The organism is Bacillus thuringiensis, assembly GCF_001182785.1.
In the GTDB taxonomy this organism is placed as follows: Bacteria; Bacillota; Bacilli; order Bacillales; family Bacillaceae_G; genus Bacillus_A; species Bacillus_A thuringiensis_S.
The window spans coordinates 97,322-113,641 of record NZ_CP012101.1 but is presented as its reverse complement, the minus strand read 5'-3'; the positions used below and the strand labels follow the sequence as shown (position 1 = coordinate 113,641).

The window sequence follows — 16,320 nt, the reverse complement described above, 5'->3', positions numbered from 1 at the left end:
ATTATATTAAATGTGAAATTTATCAAGTACGTTGTCTTTTTCTTCTTTGTTAATTCCAATGTATTTTAATGTGATTTTTGGTGTACTATCATGGTTCATATTAGATGAATTCACGAAAAAAAACAGTAATACCATGGAAAAACATATGCCATCACTTGTTCGTGTGGGTTTAATATTTTTGTATGTTTTTTTGTATATTTAAGGTATAAAAAGGATAAGGGAGCTGCATTTAGAGCTGCTGATTATGCGTATAATCATTTTTATCAGAATGGGTCTAAATATCGATATGATATTTTCGGAACTTCTGCAAAGAGTAACGATTATAAAACATATTGTTCTAAATTAGTTTACTTATCATTCAGAGATGGAGCAGGGGTAGATTTATTCCCAGTAAGCAATTTTTACATTGTACATCCTTATGATTTCTTACGTCCAATGCCAATTGCGCTTGGATTACGACCTTATTTCTATGGTAAGGGTGGAATGTGGTGGAGTTTCTCTTAAAATATTGAAATTTCATAAAAAGTAATTTTGGGCCCTACACATCATGTAGGCATTTTTAATGCATAAAGAAAAGATACCTTAAGGTGCATTCCTCCGACTTGAACTATCCTGTATTAATGCCATATCGATTAATAAATTAAATTATAAAAATAATTTGTTATACTTCCATGTACCCTAGCTGATATAATGTATAAGGCAATTATTGGTTAATTAATGGTTCACATATATGAGGGAGGTACATAAGTCATGGAGCTAATAATTTCTTCATTTGTATTAGTGGTAGTATTCTTTATTCTTTCTATATCTTTAAGTGGTAAAGGTCAGCGAATAGCAAAAGAAGTTTTAAAAGAGCTTATTAATGGTCCTGAGGGAAAAATGTTGGTAGGTTTTTTTGGAACTTTAGCAGTTATAGGAGTAATTTTTATCATTTGGTTTTTATTGAACTAAGCATTCCAGTTACTCAGGCTGATACAAGGTGCAAGAAAATTACTGGTTAATTAAAGGTACATATATATTAGGAGGTACATAAACCATGATAGAGTTAGTTACGGCGTTTTTCTTACTAATTCTCCATTCCATTGTTTATCTCTTTTCAAGTGGAGAAACCAAGCAAATAGCAAAAAAACATATAAAAGAAATTCTTAATAGTCCTGATGGAATAATAATATTAGTCTTTGCTGCGGCACTTTTAATCGGGGGGATATATTTATTAACATTATGATTTCAGATATCTTAGTTTAAAAGGTATAAGGAAGTTAATAGCGCACATATATTAGGGAGGTACATAAGTCATGGAGTTAATAATTTCTTCATTTGTATTAGTGGTAGTATTCTTTATTCTTTCTATATCTTTAAGTGGTAAAGGTCAGCGAATTGCAAAAGAAGTTTTAAAAGAGCTTATTAATGGTCCTGAGGGGAAAATGTTGGTAGGTGCTGCTATGGGACTTGTAGTTTCTGTAATAATTTTTGGTTATTGGTTTATGACGCTAATAAATTTTTAACTAAGAAGAAAAGTATTAGATAAAACAAGATATTAAATAATATACAAGGATCTCGCCATTTCTGTTGGATGGTGAGTTTTTTAATGTACAAAAAAGACACCCAAAGCTGCCTTCCGACTTGAACCATCTTAATTTTAATAATATGTATTGGACGCCAATCCAAGTATTATTTTACCATGTTATGTTATATTTTGTTATGATTTTTAATTGCGGCTAACACCCAATTTTGATTCAATTTCATTTAAGCTAGCTAGAGCGTTACTTAGTTTTTGATCGGAAAGCTTGATTGATTTTTGAGCTTCTTCCATTCTTCCTTTCAACGGAGCTACTCCTTTTACCCCTTGAGTTACAGCTTTTCCAGCATTACTTCTATAGTTAGTTGCTAGTCCAAACTCTACTCTGAATTTCTCAATCTTTTCTTTTAATACAGGATCAGTTAACTTTGAGCCGCTTTTAAATTCTGTATTTTTCTTGGAAAGTGCATCATATCGATTTGCAACTGACTCCATTTTTTCTTTTAAAGCGTTCTTGTCAAGAGATTCAGGGTCCTTGCTTCCGTCTCCCCAAATAGTTTTCCAATCCTGATTCCAAATTTTATCATATTCCTTTAACATTTCATCAATAGTAGGCTTAATTTCCTTTTCGTATGTAACCTTATCAGCATTTTCAGCTGGTTCATTTTTTTCTTGACTCGGTTGTGTAGTCTTTTGAAGTGACCTAGTTTGCTCTTTTTCATAGGAGTCTACTTTAGATTTCAACTCTTTGATTTGTGTTTTTAATTCTTGCTGTTCATTAAAGTGTTGTTCGATAAGTTTATCCATATCTTTTTGTGAATACTTAGGTTTCATATCTTCTGATTTGGAACCTTTAAAAATAGCTACGGAAGCAATGATAGCTACTAGTACAGCGATAATTCCAATGATTAGTTTTTTGTTCATTTATGTTCCTCCTAAAATACAATGATATTATTATATAACAATTAAACGGTTATAGGTAGAAAAAAAGACACCCTAAGGTGCCTTCTTCCGACTTGAACCACTTTAATTTTAATATGGCAGTGAAAAGAAGTAGAAAGTATTAATAGGGATGCAGATTTCAAAATCAACAATACGTTAAGTAAACTTTCATTCAAAAATTCCTATTAAATAATAAAATTTAAAAAATTAAGTTTATAAGTAGTTATTTAGCAATTATGTTTTTTTATTTTGTTTTTCATAATATTCTTTTTTAACGATTGTTATAAGATTTTCTTTTTCTGTTAGTTCAAATATAAATAACGCTTTTTTCATATTATTATCAACATCTTCTTCATTATATTGTTTAAGTTTTAATAAATTCCAAGCTTTTCCATATTATAATTCACCTAATAAATATAAAGTATTTAGATTTATAGCTAGTTTGATGCCCATATCATTGTATTTTATTGCCTCTTCGTGTTGATTTGCATGACCTAAATTTTTTGCTAAATTGAAAATGATTTTTAATTTAATTTCTTTATCTTTAGGGAAATCTAACTTATTATAGTTAGTTAAACATTTTCTTAATATATTAATACTTTTCTCATATTCTTTATTTGCCCCATAAAATATAGCCTTTGTCTGCATAATATCTATTTCTCTTTCTGATAAACAATCAACATTAGTTACAGTTAGTTTTAATGCGTTATTTAAAAAATCTAAAGCCGCTTTTATTGATTGATCTACCACAAATATAGCAATTGCTTCATGCCATAGTAGAAATTGTTTATCTTCTTTTGTTTGGAAATTTTTTTCATCTTTCTCTTTTTTCACTATTTCATAAAGTTCTTTATATTGTTTTTGCTTTAAGCAATCTTTCATTACACATTTTACATTTTCTACATATTTTATTTTTTTGTTTTGAGTTAGTGCAAATATATTATTTGGATCAATACCAAGTCTTTCTGATAATTGATATAACAATATACTAGATGGATAAATCACACCTTTTTCTATTTTGCTAATTTGACTTTGCGAACATATTCCATGACATAATTCGGATTGTGATATATTTTTTTTAATTCTAAGCTCTTTAATGGTAATACCTAAATCGTAAAATTCCATTTTCTCACCTACTAGTTAGCACTGTATTAGTATAAGAGTATTCTTTAAACTTAATGTAAAGTAAGATTAATATAATTTCAATTATTGTTTTGTGTAAAGGTCTTACCGTGTTTATAAGGTGGTGAAGTTTTTATACACAAAAAAAGACACCCTAAGGTGCCTTCCTCCGACTTTAACCACGTTCATTTAGTATAAATCTATCCGTATTACCCCTTTGTTATACGTGTAAACACATCCTATAAAACAGAATCGTCTATATACACCAGATTGTTAGTTCACAAAATATCAAGAGATTTGAGATCAATATGTTACGTCTTTTAAAAGAATCTGCTTTATAGAATGTATCCACAATTTATATTTTACTACATGTAATATTTATTTGGTGTATTTTTTATGAATATGTATAATTGCATAAAGTATATGAAAAAATGAGAGTATACTTTGGTATTGTGTAATAAAGATATAGCCCACCTACGGAAATAGGTGGGCTTGTTTTGGTAGTTCTATCTCGTTGTAAACTAATTTAACAACTTATGATTATAAGAATATTTTCGAACCTTTCATCTAATGTAGAATTAGATGAAAGGTTCGAAAATAAAAAAGAATTAGAAGTGATTATTTGAATAAATTAATATTATTGTTTTTATTGGCTACATTTTGTTTAAATATCGCAGGATGTTCTAACGATATGGCTACACCAAGGGATAATTTTAAACAATCAACACATAAGAAGGTTAAATGTATCAACAAAGCATGGTATAAAAAATCACATGTTATGTAAAAATTCCCCTCCTAGAAATTTTCATTTGTTAATTATAATATAAATATAGTAAAATTAAGTTCTCTAAAACTACCCAAAAAGGACTGCCAGTAATGGTGGTTCTTTTATATTGGTGAGATTGTACTAGTATGATAGAATAAGAACAACTGTATATTGTAGGGTGGGCGGTTACGACTGTCCTTTTCTCATTTAATGAGGAAAGGAGGTGTAGCCAATGGATCTATTTCTTCAAATAGTATTAGAGGTAATTAAGACGATTGTACGAGAACTTGTAGTTTTCGTGGTTAAGAAAATTACTTCTAAAAATAAAAAGAAGAAGACCACCCGTCAGCCTCGCAAGCGTGGGAAGTCTTCTAAATCTAAAAAGTAGTATTTAGTCGCAACCACTCACCTTGCGGTAGCAGTTACTTGAAGAGATGTTAGCGCATCTCTTCTTTTATTATATACATACTGTATTACTGTAATACTAATACAGTAATTATATCAAATGCACATAAAAAATCAATGCGTACGTAATGGATATAATGGACAAAAGAAAAGACACCCTAAGGTGCCTTCCTCTACTCAATCTACATAAGACTTTTCTTACAGCACAAATATATCTGGGTTCCACCCAATTTATATTTTACTACATCTCTTTATAAAGTTTAATTAATTTAATGTAAATTTTATAAAGAAAAGACCCCCATATAAGAGTGCCTTTTTCGATAGTTTTTTAGCAGAAGCAAGAAGCTCCAACAATAATTAATAAAATAAATAATACAACTAATAAAGCAAATCCTTCTGCAAAGCCACAGCCGCCACCGCAGCTACCACCAAAGCCCATAATAATTCCTCCTTTAAATAGTAGGAGAAAAATAAGGAGTCACTCATGTATTTTAATGGATTCAAATTACTTTATGTTTTTATGGATTAAATGAGCATGGCCTTTTGAAAATAAAAAAAGACGCCATAAAGCGCCTCCCATTTGGGTAAATAAGAAGTAAGGTTTCCATTTTAATTGAAAAAAATAGAACAGGTGCTTAGATTTTATCACGATTTTTTGCTGAATGAACATGCATTATTACATATCATCATAAATCCCTCTATTTTCCATTTGATAAAGTATATTAACAATATATAAATAAATATTTCTACAAATTCAAAATATTAACAAAAGTTACAAAAGTGGTACATTTAAGATGCAAGTTATAAAAAATATTTGAGGGGGAATTTTTATGTTCAAGAAATTAGTAGTTGGAGCATTAGCAGCTGGCATTGCATTGACTGGAGGAATTGGGGCTGCGTCAGCAAGTACAGAGAATACAGCAAGTGCAACACTTGCTAATGAATGTTGGGCTTTTGATCATATTACTTATCTCGGGGATAATAAGTATGGAAAAACTGAATATCGTGATAATGGAATTTATCCTAATTCATATGATGAGCAAGTTTGTGGAGGAACAATGTATTGGTATTTTAAAGGTCTTAATAGTAATGGAAGGGCTATTTATGAAGGACGACTTGTAAAATAATTTTTTTTAATTATTTCGTATCAACAACAGATACAAATGTGATAATAACAAAAGAAGACATCGATTAAGATGTCTTCTTTTACTTGTACACTTGGTGTATGGTATAAACAGTACCATAGCGACTTTGATTGCGATGTCATTTATAGTTGGGTTAAACGGTTCAAAATTAATGATGATATTCACTTACCTTCTTTTTAATCTTATTATTTGTATAATGCATTTTTAATATTTTGTCCGCAATAAAAAAGACACCCTAAGGTGCCTTCCTCCGACTTGAACCACTTTAATTTTAATAATATGTATTGGGTCCCCATCTGAATATTATTTCACTATGTTAAGTAATGTCGGTCATTGAGTAATATTAGCAGTATCACATGATGATGTGATGACATCTCGATTTAGTTTTTTGATTATATAAAATAAGGAATATTCAGAATAAACTTGATAAATATACCAATATTACCCATATAAAGAGGTGGATATGATAATATTTAAATAAATACATAAAGGGGAGTGAGACTTTGAAACATTTAACAAAATTAGTATTGGTATTAGGTTTAATGTGTAGTGGGTTTTTTATTACATCTAGTAAAACTGAAGCAGCAGAAGGAGGTTGGTATAAAGTAACAGCGGGAGGAACTAATTGTCAGGCCAGAGTTTCTACCGATCACACCGAGTATGCAAAAACTCATAAAACGGTGAACGCTAAAATTGAAACGCGTGGAACATGTAGTAAATTATATTATGATATGGATCTTCCGTATGCTGGTTTAAATTCTGCTTCTCATGATATGACCAGTGGATATTTTTCTTCTAGTACACCACTAAAATCACTAAATATAGGTCACGCATGGAAGGATAATAAGGAATATACATTTGTACATGTTCAACTTTTCAAAAATGCAGCACATACCGAACTTGCCGGAGAATTACGTTCGTCAGAAATCATTATTCACCCTAGATAATTTATATAAAGACGCTCACCACTAGTTTGTATCTCATATTGGGGAAAAAAACAGAGTAGCATTTGCTACTCTGTTTTTTTTATTAGGGGAACTTCCAGAATTTCGAAATACACGCTAAGCAAAAAAATTGAGATAAGCTGTCCATATGGACAGCTTATCTACATAATTATCGGTAGCGAAAAAAAAGCAACCATACCCTTGCAAGGGTATGGTTGCTTTTTTTGTTCTATGAATCTATGCATTTTTCTATACATTCCTATTCTGGTGCAGCCTTAGGTTTCACTTTTGTTATTAGATTTTCCGAAAAGTTGTATGTGGCGGTACCCCACATACATCAACTTAAGGTATATTTTTATACAAAATGCGGCCCTTCCATATAGTTTTTTATTATATTTTATAGATATTATAAAAGTGGGCATATCAAATAACCCCTGACGGGTTTCAATTTTTTCACTATGCTATCTGTTGAGTAGAAGTGGTATACTCATACACAACACCCAAAATATCAAAGACTGTCTTTTTCTCATATCGATGAGATTTTCGTCCGTTGTGCTGTAGGAGGTTAAACAGACGAAGGAGAACCTTTGATAATTCTTGGGTGTTTTTGTGTAATGCTTGATGAAAAAGTAAGAAATAATCTTTAATCATGTACATCGCTTTATATTCACTTAATTCTTTCTGTTTCTTACGTAACAGAAGTTCTCTCATTTTAAACATAGTAGAAGAACATAATAGAATACTAATGAGTTGACCATAAAGATGACATTCTAACCGCTCTTGTTTAATAGATTTACAACGATGAATTTGAAACCAAGATTTCCATACTTTAAATAACAGCTCAATTTGCCAGCGTAGTGAATATAAATCATAGATTTTCTCTTTTGGTACCCATTCCGTAGGAATATTTGTCATATATACCGTAATTCCTTGTAAAAGTTTCGTACGCTCTGTATATGTAATCCCTTTTTTCTTTTCGCGAATCGCTCGATCGTGTAGGCGTTTCTGTTTTTGTTCCTCGGTACATCTATAAACCACAATGCGAGTAGGCAGTTTGTCTTTACTCCCTACATATACATCATGTAATTCATATACTTGGCCAGGTTGTAATTGTTTCATGATGTCTTCCAAATGAATTTGTATATATACCGGTTTCAATTGAGCGGGTTTTGTTTTAAATACTACTGTTTCAAATTTCTTTCTATATATTTTAGTTGGTAACTTAAGACGTGATAAATAATATCCCTGCTTATCTTGAATAGACTTAAAGTCTTGTAGACGAAAATATCCTAAGTCACGAATATATAGTTCATTCTTTTGTGCCATGCCTGTTCGAGTTGCACTATATGCCTGATCACTTCGTTTTCCTGGTTCAATTTCCACATCAGAAAATTTTCCACTCAACAAGTCATACTCTAGTTGAATTTTCACACCAGCTGTATGACTACATCCTCCGGCACCAGGATAAGTAGTTGCGAATCGATCTGGAACTTGGAAGGTTGTAGAATCAAGGACGAGAATCCGCTCAAAATAAGAAGAAAGAGAATGAGAAATCTTAGATTCTCCTCCAATTTTAGCTTGTAAAAGTGTAGTAAATACAGTTCGGAAAAAGGCTACAGAAGCCGAGTTAAATCGTCGATTAAGTCCCTCAGGACTTAATAAAATTCCTGTTGAAGTTTCTAATTGACTACAAAGTTGAGTAAGAGAGGTAGTAGCGATTTGTTGATTTAACCATACACACAAAGATAAGAGGTGGTGCCCGTGGCACTTACGTTTTCGTTTCATTCCGCCTGCTTCTGTAGCTAATTGATTAAGTGTAGCGGGAGACATATATCGATATAACTCTTCGGCAAATAAAGATAACTCTTGTTTTTGATGCATATTCATAAAAAGCACGTCACTCTTTCTCATTAACATAAGAGAATAGTAACGTGCTTTTAGCTTCAAAAATAGTCTAAATCCTTAAGTTGATGGATGTGTGGCGGTACCCCTATGTAAACTATAAAATAAGTAATTCTTTTTTTGTATCAAAAATATACAAAGAAAAAAGATAAGATCGGGAACACAATCTTATCTTTAGCACAAGGAGTAAACAAAAGGATAACTATCATATTGTTATTATAGTTATCCTTTTGTTAATTTTGAATATCAAAACCATAATTAACAATTATATCTATATTGAGAAATTTATCACAAAATTCGTTTTGAGTCTACGGAAAAGGCATAATCCCTTTGTTAGACCTTAATCCGGCTATTAGCTTATACTTAAAAACAGGGTGAATACCTTTGTTTTTAGTGAATCTATATTACATTTTTAATGGAAATAAACAAAAAAATTTTCTTATAAAAATTTTGTTTTATTAAGGAAATGAAATATACTAGACTATAAATCAATTTATAGAATGAGGTATAATACATTGAATAAACGACATATTTTTATAGGTGCTGCAATGAGCGGTATTTTATTATTATCTGCATGTGGTAATTCTGATAATCTTGTTACATCGAAATCAGGAAATTTGACACAAGAAGAATTTAATAAAAAGTTAAAAGAAACAGCAGGAAAACCTGTTTTACAACAAGTAATGTTAGACAAGATTTTATTAGATAAATATAAAGTTTCAGATGATGAAGCAAAGAAAAAAGTTGAAGAATTAAAAAAACAAATGGGCGATAATTTTAAAGCCTATTTAACACAAGCTGGTGCTAAAGATGAAGATGATCTTAAAACAAAGATAAAAACGCAAATAGCCTTTGAAAAAGCTGTTAAAGCTTCAGTAACGGAAAAGGAAATGAAAGATTACTATAAACCAAAATTAAAGGCCAGTCATATTCTAGTAAAAGATGAAAAAACAGCGAAAGAAATAAAAGAAAAATTAAATAATGGAGAAGATTTTGCAGCATTAGCAAAACAATATTCAGAAGATCCTGGTTCAAAAGAAAAAGGTGGAGAGTTACCTGAGTTTGGTCCAGGTGAAATGGATTCTAAATTTGAAGAAGCTGCTTATAAATTAGAAGCTGGACAGGTAAGTGATCCAATAAAATCTTCTCATGGTTACCATATTATTAAATTAACAGAGAAAAAAGAGTTAAAACCTTTTAATCAAGAAAAAGATAATATTCGTAAGGAACTAGAACAGAAGCGTTCACAAGATCAACAATGGCAACAACAATTCTTTAAAGATTTATTCAAGAAAGCAGATATAAAAATAACAGATAAGGATTTAAAAGATACTTTTAAAGAATTTGAAAAATAAAGCTATGTACAAAAAAATAACCCCTAGGGGTTATTTTTTTGTACATAGCTTTAAACTAATGAAATATAATCTACTTACTTGCCTTAAAAATAAGTAGGGGTGTTCATTTCATTTTTATTATATCATCTTATATTTTAATTATTTCTTTTTATAAAAACTAACTATGTTATTGTCATATTTATGTTAAATAAGGACTCCCGCTAGATTACTATCAATCTAAAATTATGAAGTACCCCCATTATGAAAATTTTATATTTTCGCAGCTAAAGGACAAATAAAAAAGGTCCTTAACAATTTATTAAGGACTGCGGAATAACACCGCAATTTGGGTTGGGACCCAATCAGTTTGTAAAAAATAAATCGCGATTATGATAGCAATTGTATTCCAAAAAACAATGTTTCAAATGAATTTTAGCATATTTGTAACTATATTAGTATCAACAAAATGTGGAGTGGATTACAAATAATTATTTTTAATATTGGAAAGAGTATTAGAATTTATAAATTTAAATATAAATATACAGATTTTTGTAAGAACGCTACATTCTTCTCTATTTACCTATGTATACATTTTTACTAATTTATTATTAAATTTATATTGATTTAAAATATTTTTCACGAAATATTAGATTAGGATTTTTAGGGGTTTAAAATGTTTATTTATTCCTATTTATCAATTAACTAGATTTTCAAACATCAAAAGTGCCTTTGGTGAAATTTGTTATATAAGGAAATCAATCCATATAGATGGTTTCCCCGTTACGAGTAATGAGATAGCTTAATTCATCTTTTATACATTATCTGAAAAAGGACTTGTAGGGATTCTTACAAGTTCTTTTTGTTCTTTGGATTGACGAATAGTAAGTGTTATTGGGGATACAGCTAACATTTCAAGAGTCTTCATATATTCTTATGACAAAATGCTGTAGAAAGCTTAAGAATTCTTAAGAACTTTTGCCCCTTTTTTTTAAGGTTTGGATTCTAGAGTATAATTATGAGTTCAAACTTGTGGGATGATTAGGTATGAAAACAATTCGCTTTCTTATTTCTGTATATAATGCACTAAAAAGCAATTGGTACAGCCATTCCAAGTTCAAGGTTTCTTGGAGACAAAATAATTCAAGGAATTGATTTGAAGAAAGTAAATTACATTGTCAAATATGGACTGAGTACAGATGTATTCACAGAAAAATTAATTAAAAGAAAAAGGGAGCTTATTTATTGTATATGAATTAGTAGTAAGTATTGAACAATATATTAGGGAGAACGCTATTACGTATATGCATTATGTTATTTCTTGTCTTTAGAAAAAAAGAAGATACAAATATCTCACCTGCATATATCTTTAGCTGTTTAATACGAGAAAAAATATGGAGGAATCATATGGAGTCAAACATTCTTATTGTTGATGATGATAAAGAGATTAGAAATCTTATCTCAGTATACCTGGAAAACGAGGGTCTAAAAACGCAAAAGGCAGAAGATGCTTTGGAAGCTTTACAATTGTTAGAAGAAAAGGAATTTGATTTGATTATTTTAGATATTATGATGCCAAATATGGATGGTATTGAAGCTTGTATGAAGATTAGGGAAGAACGCAATATGCCTATCATTATGCTATCTGCTAAATCTGAGGATATAGACAAAATTCAGGGACTGGCCTCAGGTGCTGATGATTATTTATCAAAGCCATTTAACCCATTGGAATTAATCGCTAGGGTAAAATCCCAATTAAGAAGGTTTAAAAAATACAATACGTCAATCGAACATAATAAAAGCATACTAGAAATTGGTGACTTGACCATGAATACAGATACTCGTCAAGTATGGATAAGGAGAAAAGAAACAAGACTAACACCAAAAGAGTTTGATATTCTCGAACTACTTGTCCGTAACAAAGGGGTTGTCATGAGTATTGCAAAAATATATGAAGCAGTTTGGAAAGAGGTTTTTTATAAATCAGATAATACTGTCATGGTGCATATTACAAAAATAAGAGACAAAATTGAAGAAGATTCTAAACACCCCATTTACATTAAAACTGTTTGGGGAATTGGGTATAAAATATGAAGAATGTTGGTTTTAGAAATGGGATCATTATAAAACTTCTTGGTGCTGTTGCAGTTAGTTTTTTTATTTCATTCGGTTTAACAATCCTCATTGTGCAATACATCATAGATCCATTCTTTGTAAAACACAAAGATTACGGCATATTTGAAGTGAGACTCGCATTGTTGTTCTTATTTACGTTCGCGATTTTAAACTTTATACTAATCTTTTTGCTATTGGTTCGAAAGAAAATAGCATATTTGAAGCTCATTTCAGAAAATGTGAATGATATTGCCAATGGAAAACTCGGTTTGACAATTAGGATTAAGGGGAAGGACGAATTGACCCAACTTGCTCAAAATATCAACTATATGTCCAAGGAATTGGAGAATACATTTGAACAAGAAAGACGATTAGAACGTACAAAAAATGAACTTATCACCAATGTATCTCACGATTTACGCACACCTTTAACATCTATTATCGGCTATATAGATTTATTAAAAAGAGGGCAATACAACAGTAACACACAATTACAGGAATACCTTGAAACTACTTATTCAAAGTCACAGAGATTGAAATATTTAATTGATGAGCTGTTTGAATATACTCGTTTATCAGGCATAGATGCTAAGGTAAATCTTAATGAAGTTGATTTATCAGGTTTGTTGGAGCAAATAATTGGAGAATACATTCCTATATTTGAAAAGGATAATTTAATCGTTCAAAAATCTATCACGGAAGAAACAATACCTATCTTCATAGATGTAGAAAAAATGGTACGTGTATATGAAAATCTCTTTATGAATGCGATAAAGTACAGCATAAAACCATCCGAATTATCCATATGTCTTGAATTAATGGGTAACAAAGCGATTTTGAAAGTTTCAAATAAAGTTGAGAAACCTCCTGTTAGCGATCCCAATAAATTGTTTGAAAGGTTTTTTAGGGGGGACAAGGCAAGAAAAGGTGACCAGGGAAATGGACTGGGACTTGCTATTTCCAAAAGGATCGTTGAACTTCATTATGGTAATATATATGCAGAATATAAAGATGGTTGGATGTCCTTTATTGTTGAACATCCAATTAGATAGAGAGCTTATGGAACTACAGGTTCCATAAGCTTTTTTATAAAACTTAAGAATTCTTAAGGATTTTACAGGGTATTTCCTAATTTTCATAGTGTATCATGTATGTATTCAAAGTGATGAGGAGTGAGGAGAAATTAAAAGGAAAATTTTCTTTACAGATTTCAAGTGGATAGATCGTGACAACCTCATGAAAAAGTTAGTTGCAACACGATTATTTTGTTAGGAGCAAATATGAATAACCCTTAGTTTATTGAAATCAAAAACAAACGTAGGAGGATATATATGTTAAAACCAGTTGTAGATGTAAAAAACATTCAAAAATTGTATGGTAAAAAAGGTGAGAATCAATCACACGCGTTAAAAGGTGTATCATTCACAATTCAAGAGGGAGAATTTGTTGGTATTATGGGCCCTTCTGGTTCTGGTAAAACAACATTATTAAATGTAATTTCAACGTTAGACACAGCAACGGGCGGCGTTGTTGAAATTGCAGGAACGGATATTACGAAAATGAAGCAAGGTGAGCTTTCTGATTTCCGCTCGCAAAAATTAGGATTCATTTTCCAAGACTTTAACTTATTAGAGAATTTATCTATATATGAAAATATCGCGCTACCTCTTTCCCTTCAAGGTGTTGCATCTCGTAATATTGGAAAGAAAGTAGAAAAAGTAGCTGATATGTTAGGCATTACAGCTATACTTCAAAAGTATCCTTCTGAGGTATCTGGGGGACAAAAGCAACGGTCCGCAGCAGCACGTGCGTTAGTTCATGAACCAGCAATTATTTTGGGAGACGAGCCGACTGGAGCTCTAGATTCTAAAAATGCAACGAGTTTACTTAATGCCATGACAAGCTTAAATAAAGAACAAGGTGTATCCATTATGATGGTTACGCATGATCCTTACAGCGCAAGTTACTGTCAGCGTATTTTATTCATTCAAGATGGTGAGTTGTATAAAGAAATTCATCGCGGTGGTACCCGTGAAGAATTCTATAAAGAAATTTTAGACGTGCTTGCAAACTTAGGCACACAAAAAGCGTAAGGAAGGAAGTTCAATCATGTTATTTAAGCTTTCTATGTCAGGCCTAAAAAGTAAGTTGCAAGATTACATTGTTTTACTTGTTGGTTTGATTGTATCTATTTCAACTTTTTACATGTTTCAAACGTTATCACTAAATAAAGCGTTCCTTGAATCCAATCCACATGCTGATACGGTTGCAATTGCATTCCAAATCGGTTCCGTTTTATTAGCGATTGTAACGTTTTTCTATGTTTTATATGCAAATTCTTTCTTATTATCTCTTCGCCAAAAAGAATTTGGCATGTACATGATATTAGGGGCAAAAAGGTATAAAGTTACCTCACTTATGTTTATCGAAACAATCGTATTAGGCACTGCATCTCTTACAATTGGAATCGCAGTTGGTATAGGGCTTGCAGAAGGTATTGGTCAGTTATTAATGAAGCAGTTGGAATTCTCTGGTGAAAATTATAAAGCATTTTATATTCCATCTATGGCTGTTACTTGCCTCTTTTTCTTTGCACTATTTATAGTATCAGCAATCATGAATAGTATGAAAATATCTCGTATTTCTGTATTACAACTTGTACATGCCGATGCAAAAACAGAGCGTATCGCTGTAAAAGGAAAAATGACAGGTGTAGTTGCATTCCTTGGTCTGATTTTGCTAGGTATTGGGTATGCATCACTGATTCATATAGCGCATTTACAGGAAAAAGAGTTAATAGCCGTACCTAAATTCATGGGTATTGGATTAATCACAGCGACAGTTGGTACTTACATGTTATTTGGATCACTTCTCCCAGTTATGCTTAACAAGATAAAGAGTAATAAAAAACGTCGTGAAAAAGGGCTGAATGCTTTTACTTTTGCACAATTGAATTTCCGAATTAATAGCCTAACACGGGTACTTGCAACGGTAGCAATCCTAGTGGCTCTTGGCGCTGGTGGAATTGCGTGTGGTATGGCATTTAAAAATAACGTTCTAAAGACGACTGATAAAGAAAAAGTTTACGATTCAGTCGTTCATAATCCAACAGCGGAAGAAAAGAAAATTTTAAGTGGCATCTTATTTAAAGAGAAGTTTGAATATCGCTACAAAGTAGATGATGAGTATGTGTATTATATAAAAGAAGATATAGAGAAAAATCGTCCTTTAGCACAAGATAGTGAAAATGGGAAGAAGATGAAAGTTTCAGAGGAATTTCCTAAGGATGCATTTTCATTGCCAAAACAACTGTATAAACTGTATAACGATGATACGAAAACAAAAAAATGGAAAGAAGCTTTCTTCACAATCCAGCCAACTTATATGTATCCTGATCATGAAATAAAAATTATAGACCCAAACATATACGATAGTATGAAGAATAAAGAAAATACTGTGTTTATTGGGAAAACAGATGATTTTGGAGCACACTTAAAAGAATGGAAAAAACTTGATGAATTACAGGTAGCGAAATATAAAAATGTGAAAGCGGAAGAATTAGATAGTACGTATCAAATGTATAACTTTAGTCATGGTATGGCCAGTGGATTCATGTTTATGGGCTTCTTCGTTGGAATTGCGTTCTTAGCAATGATGGCAAGTTGCCTTATGTTTAAAATTCTATCTGGCGCATCGAAAGACAGCACACGTTATCAAATGCTTCGTAAAATCGGTGTCCGCCAGGGGTTATTAACACAATCGATTTATAAAGAGTTGTTCTTCATATTCTTAGTACCGGCAATTGTGGGTATTGCTCATATATTAGTTGGTATGAACATGTTCGGTCCGCTTTTGATTGATCCGTATTTCCGAATTTGGTTGCCACTTGTCATTTTCGTAGTGATTTACTTAATTTACTACTTGATTACAATTCAATTGTATAAAAGAATTGTACTTCCGAAAGAAAAATAGTTTTACAAAACATACAAAATGTTAAACTGGGTATAGAAACGATTCAAGGAATAACCCGCCACATCTGAAAATTTTTCAATTTGGGCGGGTATTTTTTATTATGTTTTGTCTTGTAGTATTCTATATAAAGCAGCTCTTGAAACATTGGTAATTTCAC

Annotated in this window: 14 protein-coding genes and 2 pseudogenes; 11 read left to right on the top strand and 5 right to left on the bottom strand. The window is 31.2% G+C overall.

Annotation, left to right across the window (positions count from 1 at the left end; all coding sequences use genetic code 11):
* Positions 1-6: 6 nt before the first annotated feature.
* Positions 7-99 (bottom strand): annotated as a pseudogene (locus tag AC241_RS35430) (tyrosine-type recombinase/integrase); the annotation flags it as partial.
* Between the two features lie 651 nt (positions 100-750).
* On the opposite strand from AC241_RS35430, the gene AC241_RS30020 reads away from it, so the two are divergent.
* The 3 genes from AC241_RS30020 to AC241_RS30010 all read left to right on the top strand — a co-directional run bounded on the left by AC241_RS30020 (position 751) and on the right by AC241_RS30010 (position 1,505).
* Positions 751-951, top strand: coding sequence for a hypothetical protein (locus tag AC241_RS30020; RefSeq protein WP_050845458.1), 201 nt, complete (start codon positions 751-753; stop codon positions 949-951).
* An 85-nt stretch (positions 952-1,036) separates the two neighbouring features.
* Positions 1,037-1,225 (top strand): hypothetical protein, encoded by a 189-nt coding sequence (locus AC241_RS30015; RefSeq protein WP_000571721.1) that lies wholly within the window; start codon positions 1,037-1,039, stop codon positions 1,223-1,225.
* Between the two features lie 70 nt (positions 1,226-1,295).
* Positions 1,296-1,505, top strand: a complete 210-nt coding sequence (locus AC241_RS30010; protein ID WP_048565606.1) for a hypothetical protein — start codon at positions 1,296-1,298, stop codon at positions 1,503-1,505.
* Positions 1,506-1,708: 203 nt separating this feature from the next.
* Here AC241_RS30010 and AC241_RS30005 read toward each other — a convergent pair whose 3' ends face one another.
* Complete coding sequence (locus AC241_RS30005; protein WP_050845457.1) at positions 1,709-2,443, bottom strand: ribonuclease; 735 nt, start codon at positions 2,441-2,443, stop codon at positions 1,709-1,711.
* 252 nt (positions 2,444-2,695) lie between these two features.
* Positions 2,696-3,586 (bottom strand): annotated as a pseudogene (locus AC241_RS30000) (helix-turn-helix domain-containing protein).
* A gap of 995 nt (positions 3,587-4,581) precedes the next feature.
* Between AC241_RS30000 and AC241_RS35015 the strand changes: the two are divergent.
* On the top strand, positions 4,582-4,737 hold the full coding sequence (locus AC241_RS35015; RefSeq protein WP_016513728.1) for a hypothetical protein: 156 nt from the start codon (positions 4,582-4,584) through the stop codon (positions 4,735-4,737).
* A 345-nt stretch (positions 4,738-5,082) separates the two neighbouring features.
* On the opposite strand, the gene AC241_RS33865 is transcribed toward AC241_RS35015, so the two are convergent.
* Entirely contained in the window at positions 5,083-5,193 is a 111-nt protein-coding gene (locus AC241_RS33865) for a YjcZ family sporulation protein (protein ID WP_080990940.1), read from the bottom strand.
* A 391-nt stretch (positions 5,194-5,584) separates the two neighbouring features.
* Here AC241_RS33865 and AC241_RS29990 point away from each other — a divergent pair, with 391 nt between their 5' ends.
* Together AC241_RS29990 and AC241_RS29985 are read left to right on the top strand one after the other, a co-directional pair.
* Positions 5,585-5,881 (top strand): hypothetical protein, encoded by a 297-nt coding sequence (locus AC241_RS29990; RefSeq protein WP_050845456.1) that lies wholly within the window; start codon positions 5,585-5,587, stop codon positions 5,879-5,881.
* A gap of 521 nt (positions 5,882-6,402) precedes the next feature.
* On the top strand, positions 6,403-6,846 hold the full coding sequence (locus AC241_RS29985; RefSeq protein ID WP_224414215.1) for a hypothetical protein: 444 nt from the start codon (positions 6,403-6,405) through the stop codon (positions 6,844-6,846).
* 453 nt (positions 6,847-7,299) lie between these two features.
* Here AC241_RS29985 and AC241_RS29980 read toward each other — a convergent pair whose 3' ends face one another.
* The gene (locus AC241_RS29980; protein ID WP_050845455.1) at positions 7,300-8,730 is read right to left on the bottom strand and encodes an IS4 family transposase; all 1,431 of its coding nucleotides are present in this window, start codon (positions 8,728-8,730) and stop codon (positions 7,300-7,302) included.
* 530 nt (positions 8,731-9,260) lie between these two features.
* On the opposite strand from AC241_RS29980, the gene AC241_RS29975 reads away from it, so the two are divergent.
* The 5 genes from AC241_RS29975 to AC241_RS29955 all read left to right on the top strand — a co-directional run bounded on the left by AC241_RS29975 (position 9,261) and on the right by AC241_RS29955 (position 16,163).
* Positions 9,261-10,100 carry a peptidylprolyl isomerase gene (locus AC241_RS29975; protein WP_050845454.1) on the top strand — a complete coding sequence of 280 codons (840 nt, stop codon included), beginning with the start codon at positions 9,261-9,263 and terminating at the stop codon, positions 10,098-10,100.
* A 1,383-nt stretch (positions 10,101-11,483) separates the two neighbouring features.
* Positions 11,484-12,170 carry a response regulator transcription factor gene (locus AC241_RS29970; protein WP_050845453.1) on the top strand — a complete coding sequence of 229 codons (687 nt, stop codon included), beginning with the start codon at positions 11,484-11,486 and terminating at the stop codon, positions 12,168-12,170.
* A complete protein-coding gene (locus AC241_RS29965; protein WP_050845452.1) occupies positions 12,167-13,243 on the top strand; it encodes a HAMP domain-containing sensor histidine kinase in 1,077 nt (358 codons plus the stop codon). Before AC241_RS29970 ends, AC241_RS29965 begins: the two co-directional genes overlap by 4 nt.
* Positions 13,244-13,522: 279 nt before the next feature.
* Entirely contained in the window at positions 13,523-14,284 is a 762-nt protein-coding gene (locus AC241_RS29960; protein ID WP_050845451.1) for an ABC transporter ATP-binding protein, read from the top strand.
* 16 nt (positions 14,285-14,300) lie between these two features.
* A complete protein-coding gene (locus tag AC241_RS29955) occupies positions 14,301-16,163 on the top strand; it encodes an FtsX-like permease family protein (protein WP_050845450.1) in 1,863 nt (620 codons plus the stop codon).
* Positions 16,164-16,320: the final 157 nt, after the last annotated feature.

What these genes read in the sequence shown, in the direction of transcription:
- AC241_RS29965 (WP_050845452.1), top strand. Translation starts at nt 12,167, where the DNA reads ATGAAGAATGTTGGTTTTAGAAATGGGATCATTATAAAACTTCTTGGT.
- AC241_RS30020 (WP_050845458.1), top strand. Translation starts at nt 751, where the DNA reads ATGGAGCTAATAATTTCTTCATTTGTATTAGTGGTAGTATTCTTTATT.
- AC241_RS33865 (WP_080990940.1), bottom strand. Translation starts at nt 5,193, where the DNA reads ATGGGCTTTGGTGGTAGCTGCGGTGGCGGCTGTGGCTTTGCAGAAGGA.
- AC241_RS29955 (WP_050845450.1), top strand. Translation starts at nt 14,301, where the DNA reads ATGTTATTTAAGCTTTCTATGTCAGGCCTAAAAAGTAAGTTGCAAGAT.
- AC241_RS29970 (WP_050845453.1), top strand. Translation starts at nt 11,484, where the DNA reads ATGGAGTCAAACATTCTTATTGTTGATGATGATAAAGAGATTAGAAAT.
- AC241_RS30015 (WP_000571721.1), top strand. Translation starts at nt 1,037, where the DNA reads ATGATAGAGTTAGTTACGGCGTTTTTCTTACTAATTCTCCATTCCATT.
- AC241_RS29990 (WP_050845456.1), top strand. Translation starts at nt 5,585, where the DNA reads ATGTTCAAGAAATTAGTAGTTGGAGCATTAGCAGCTGGCATTGCATTG.
- AC241_RS29980 (WP_050845455.1), bottom strand. Translation starts at nt 8,730, where the DNA reads ATGAATATGCATCAAAAACAAGAGTTATCTTTATTTGCCGAAGAGTTA.
- AC241_RS30010 (WP_048565606.1), top strand. Translation starts at nt 1,296, where the DNA reads ATGGAGTTAATAATTTCTTCATTTGTATTAGTGGTAGTATTCTTTATT.
- AC241_RS30005 (WP_050845457.1), bottom strand. Translation starts at nt 2,443, where the DNA reads ATGAACAAAAAACTAATCATTGGAATTATCGCTGTACTAGTAGCTATC.
- AC241_RS35015 (WP_016513728.1), top strand. Translation starts at nt 4,582, where the DNA reads ATGGATCTATTTCTTCAAATAGTATTAGAGGTAATTAAGACGATTGTA.
- AC241_RS29960 (WP_050845451.1), top strand. Translation starts at nt 13,523, where the DNA reads ATGTTAAAACCAGTTGTAGATGTAAAAAACATTCAAAAATTGTATGGT.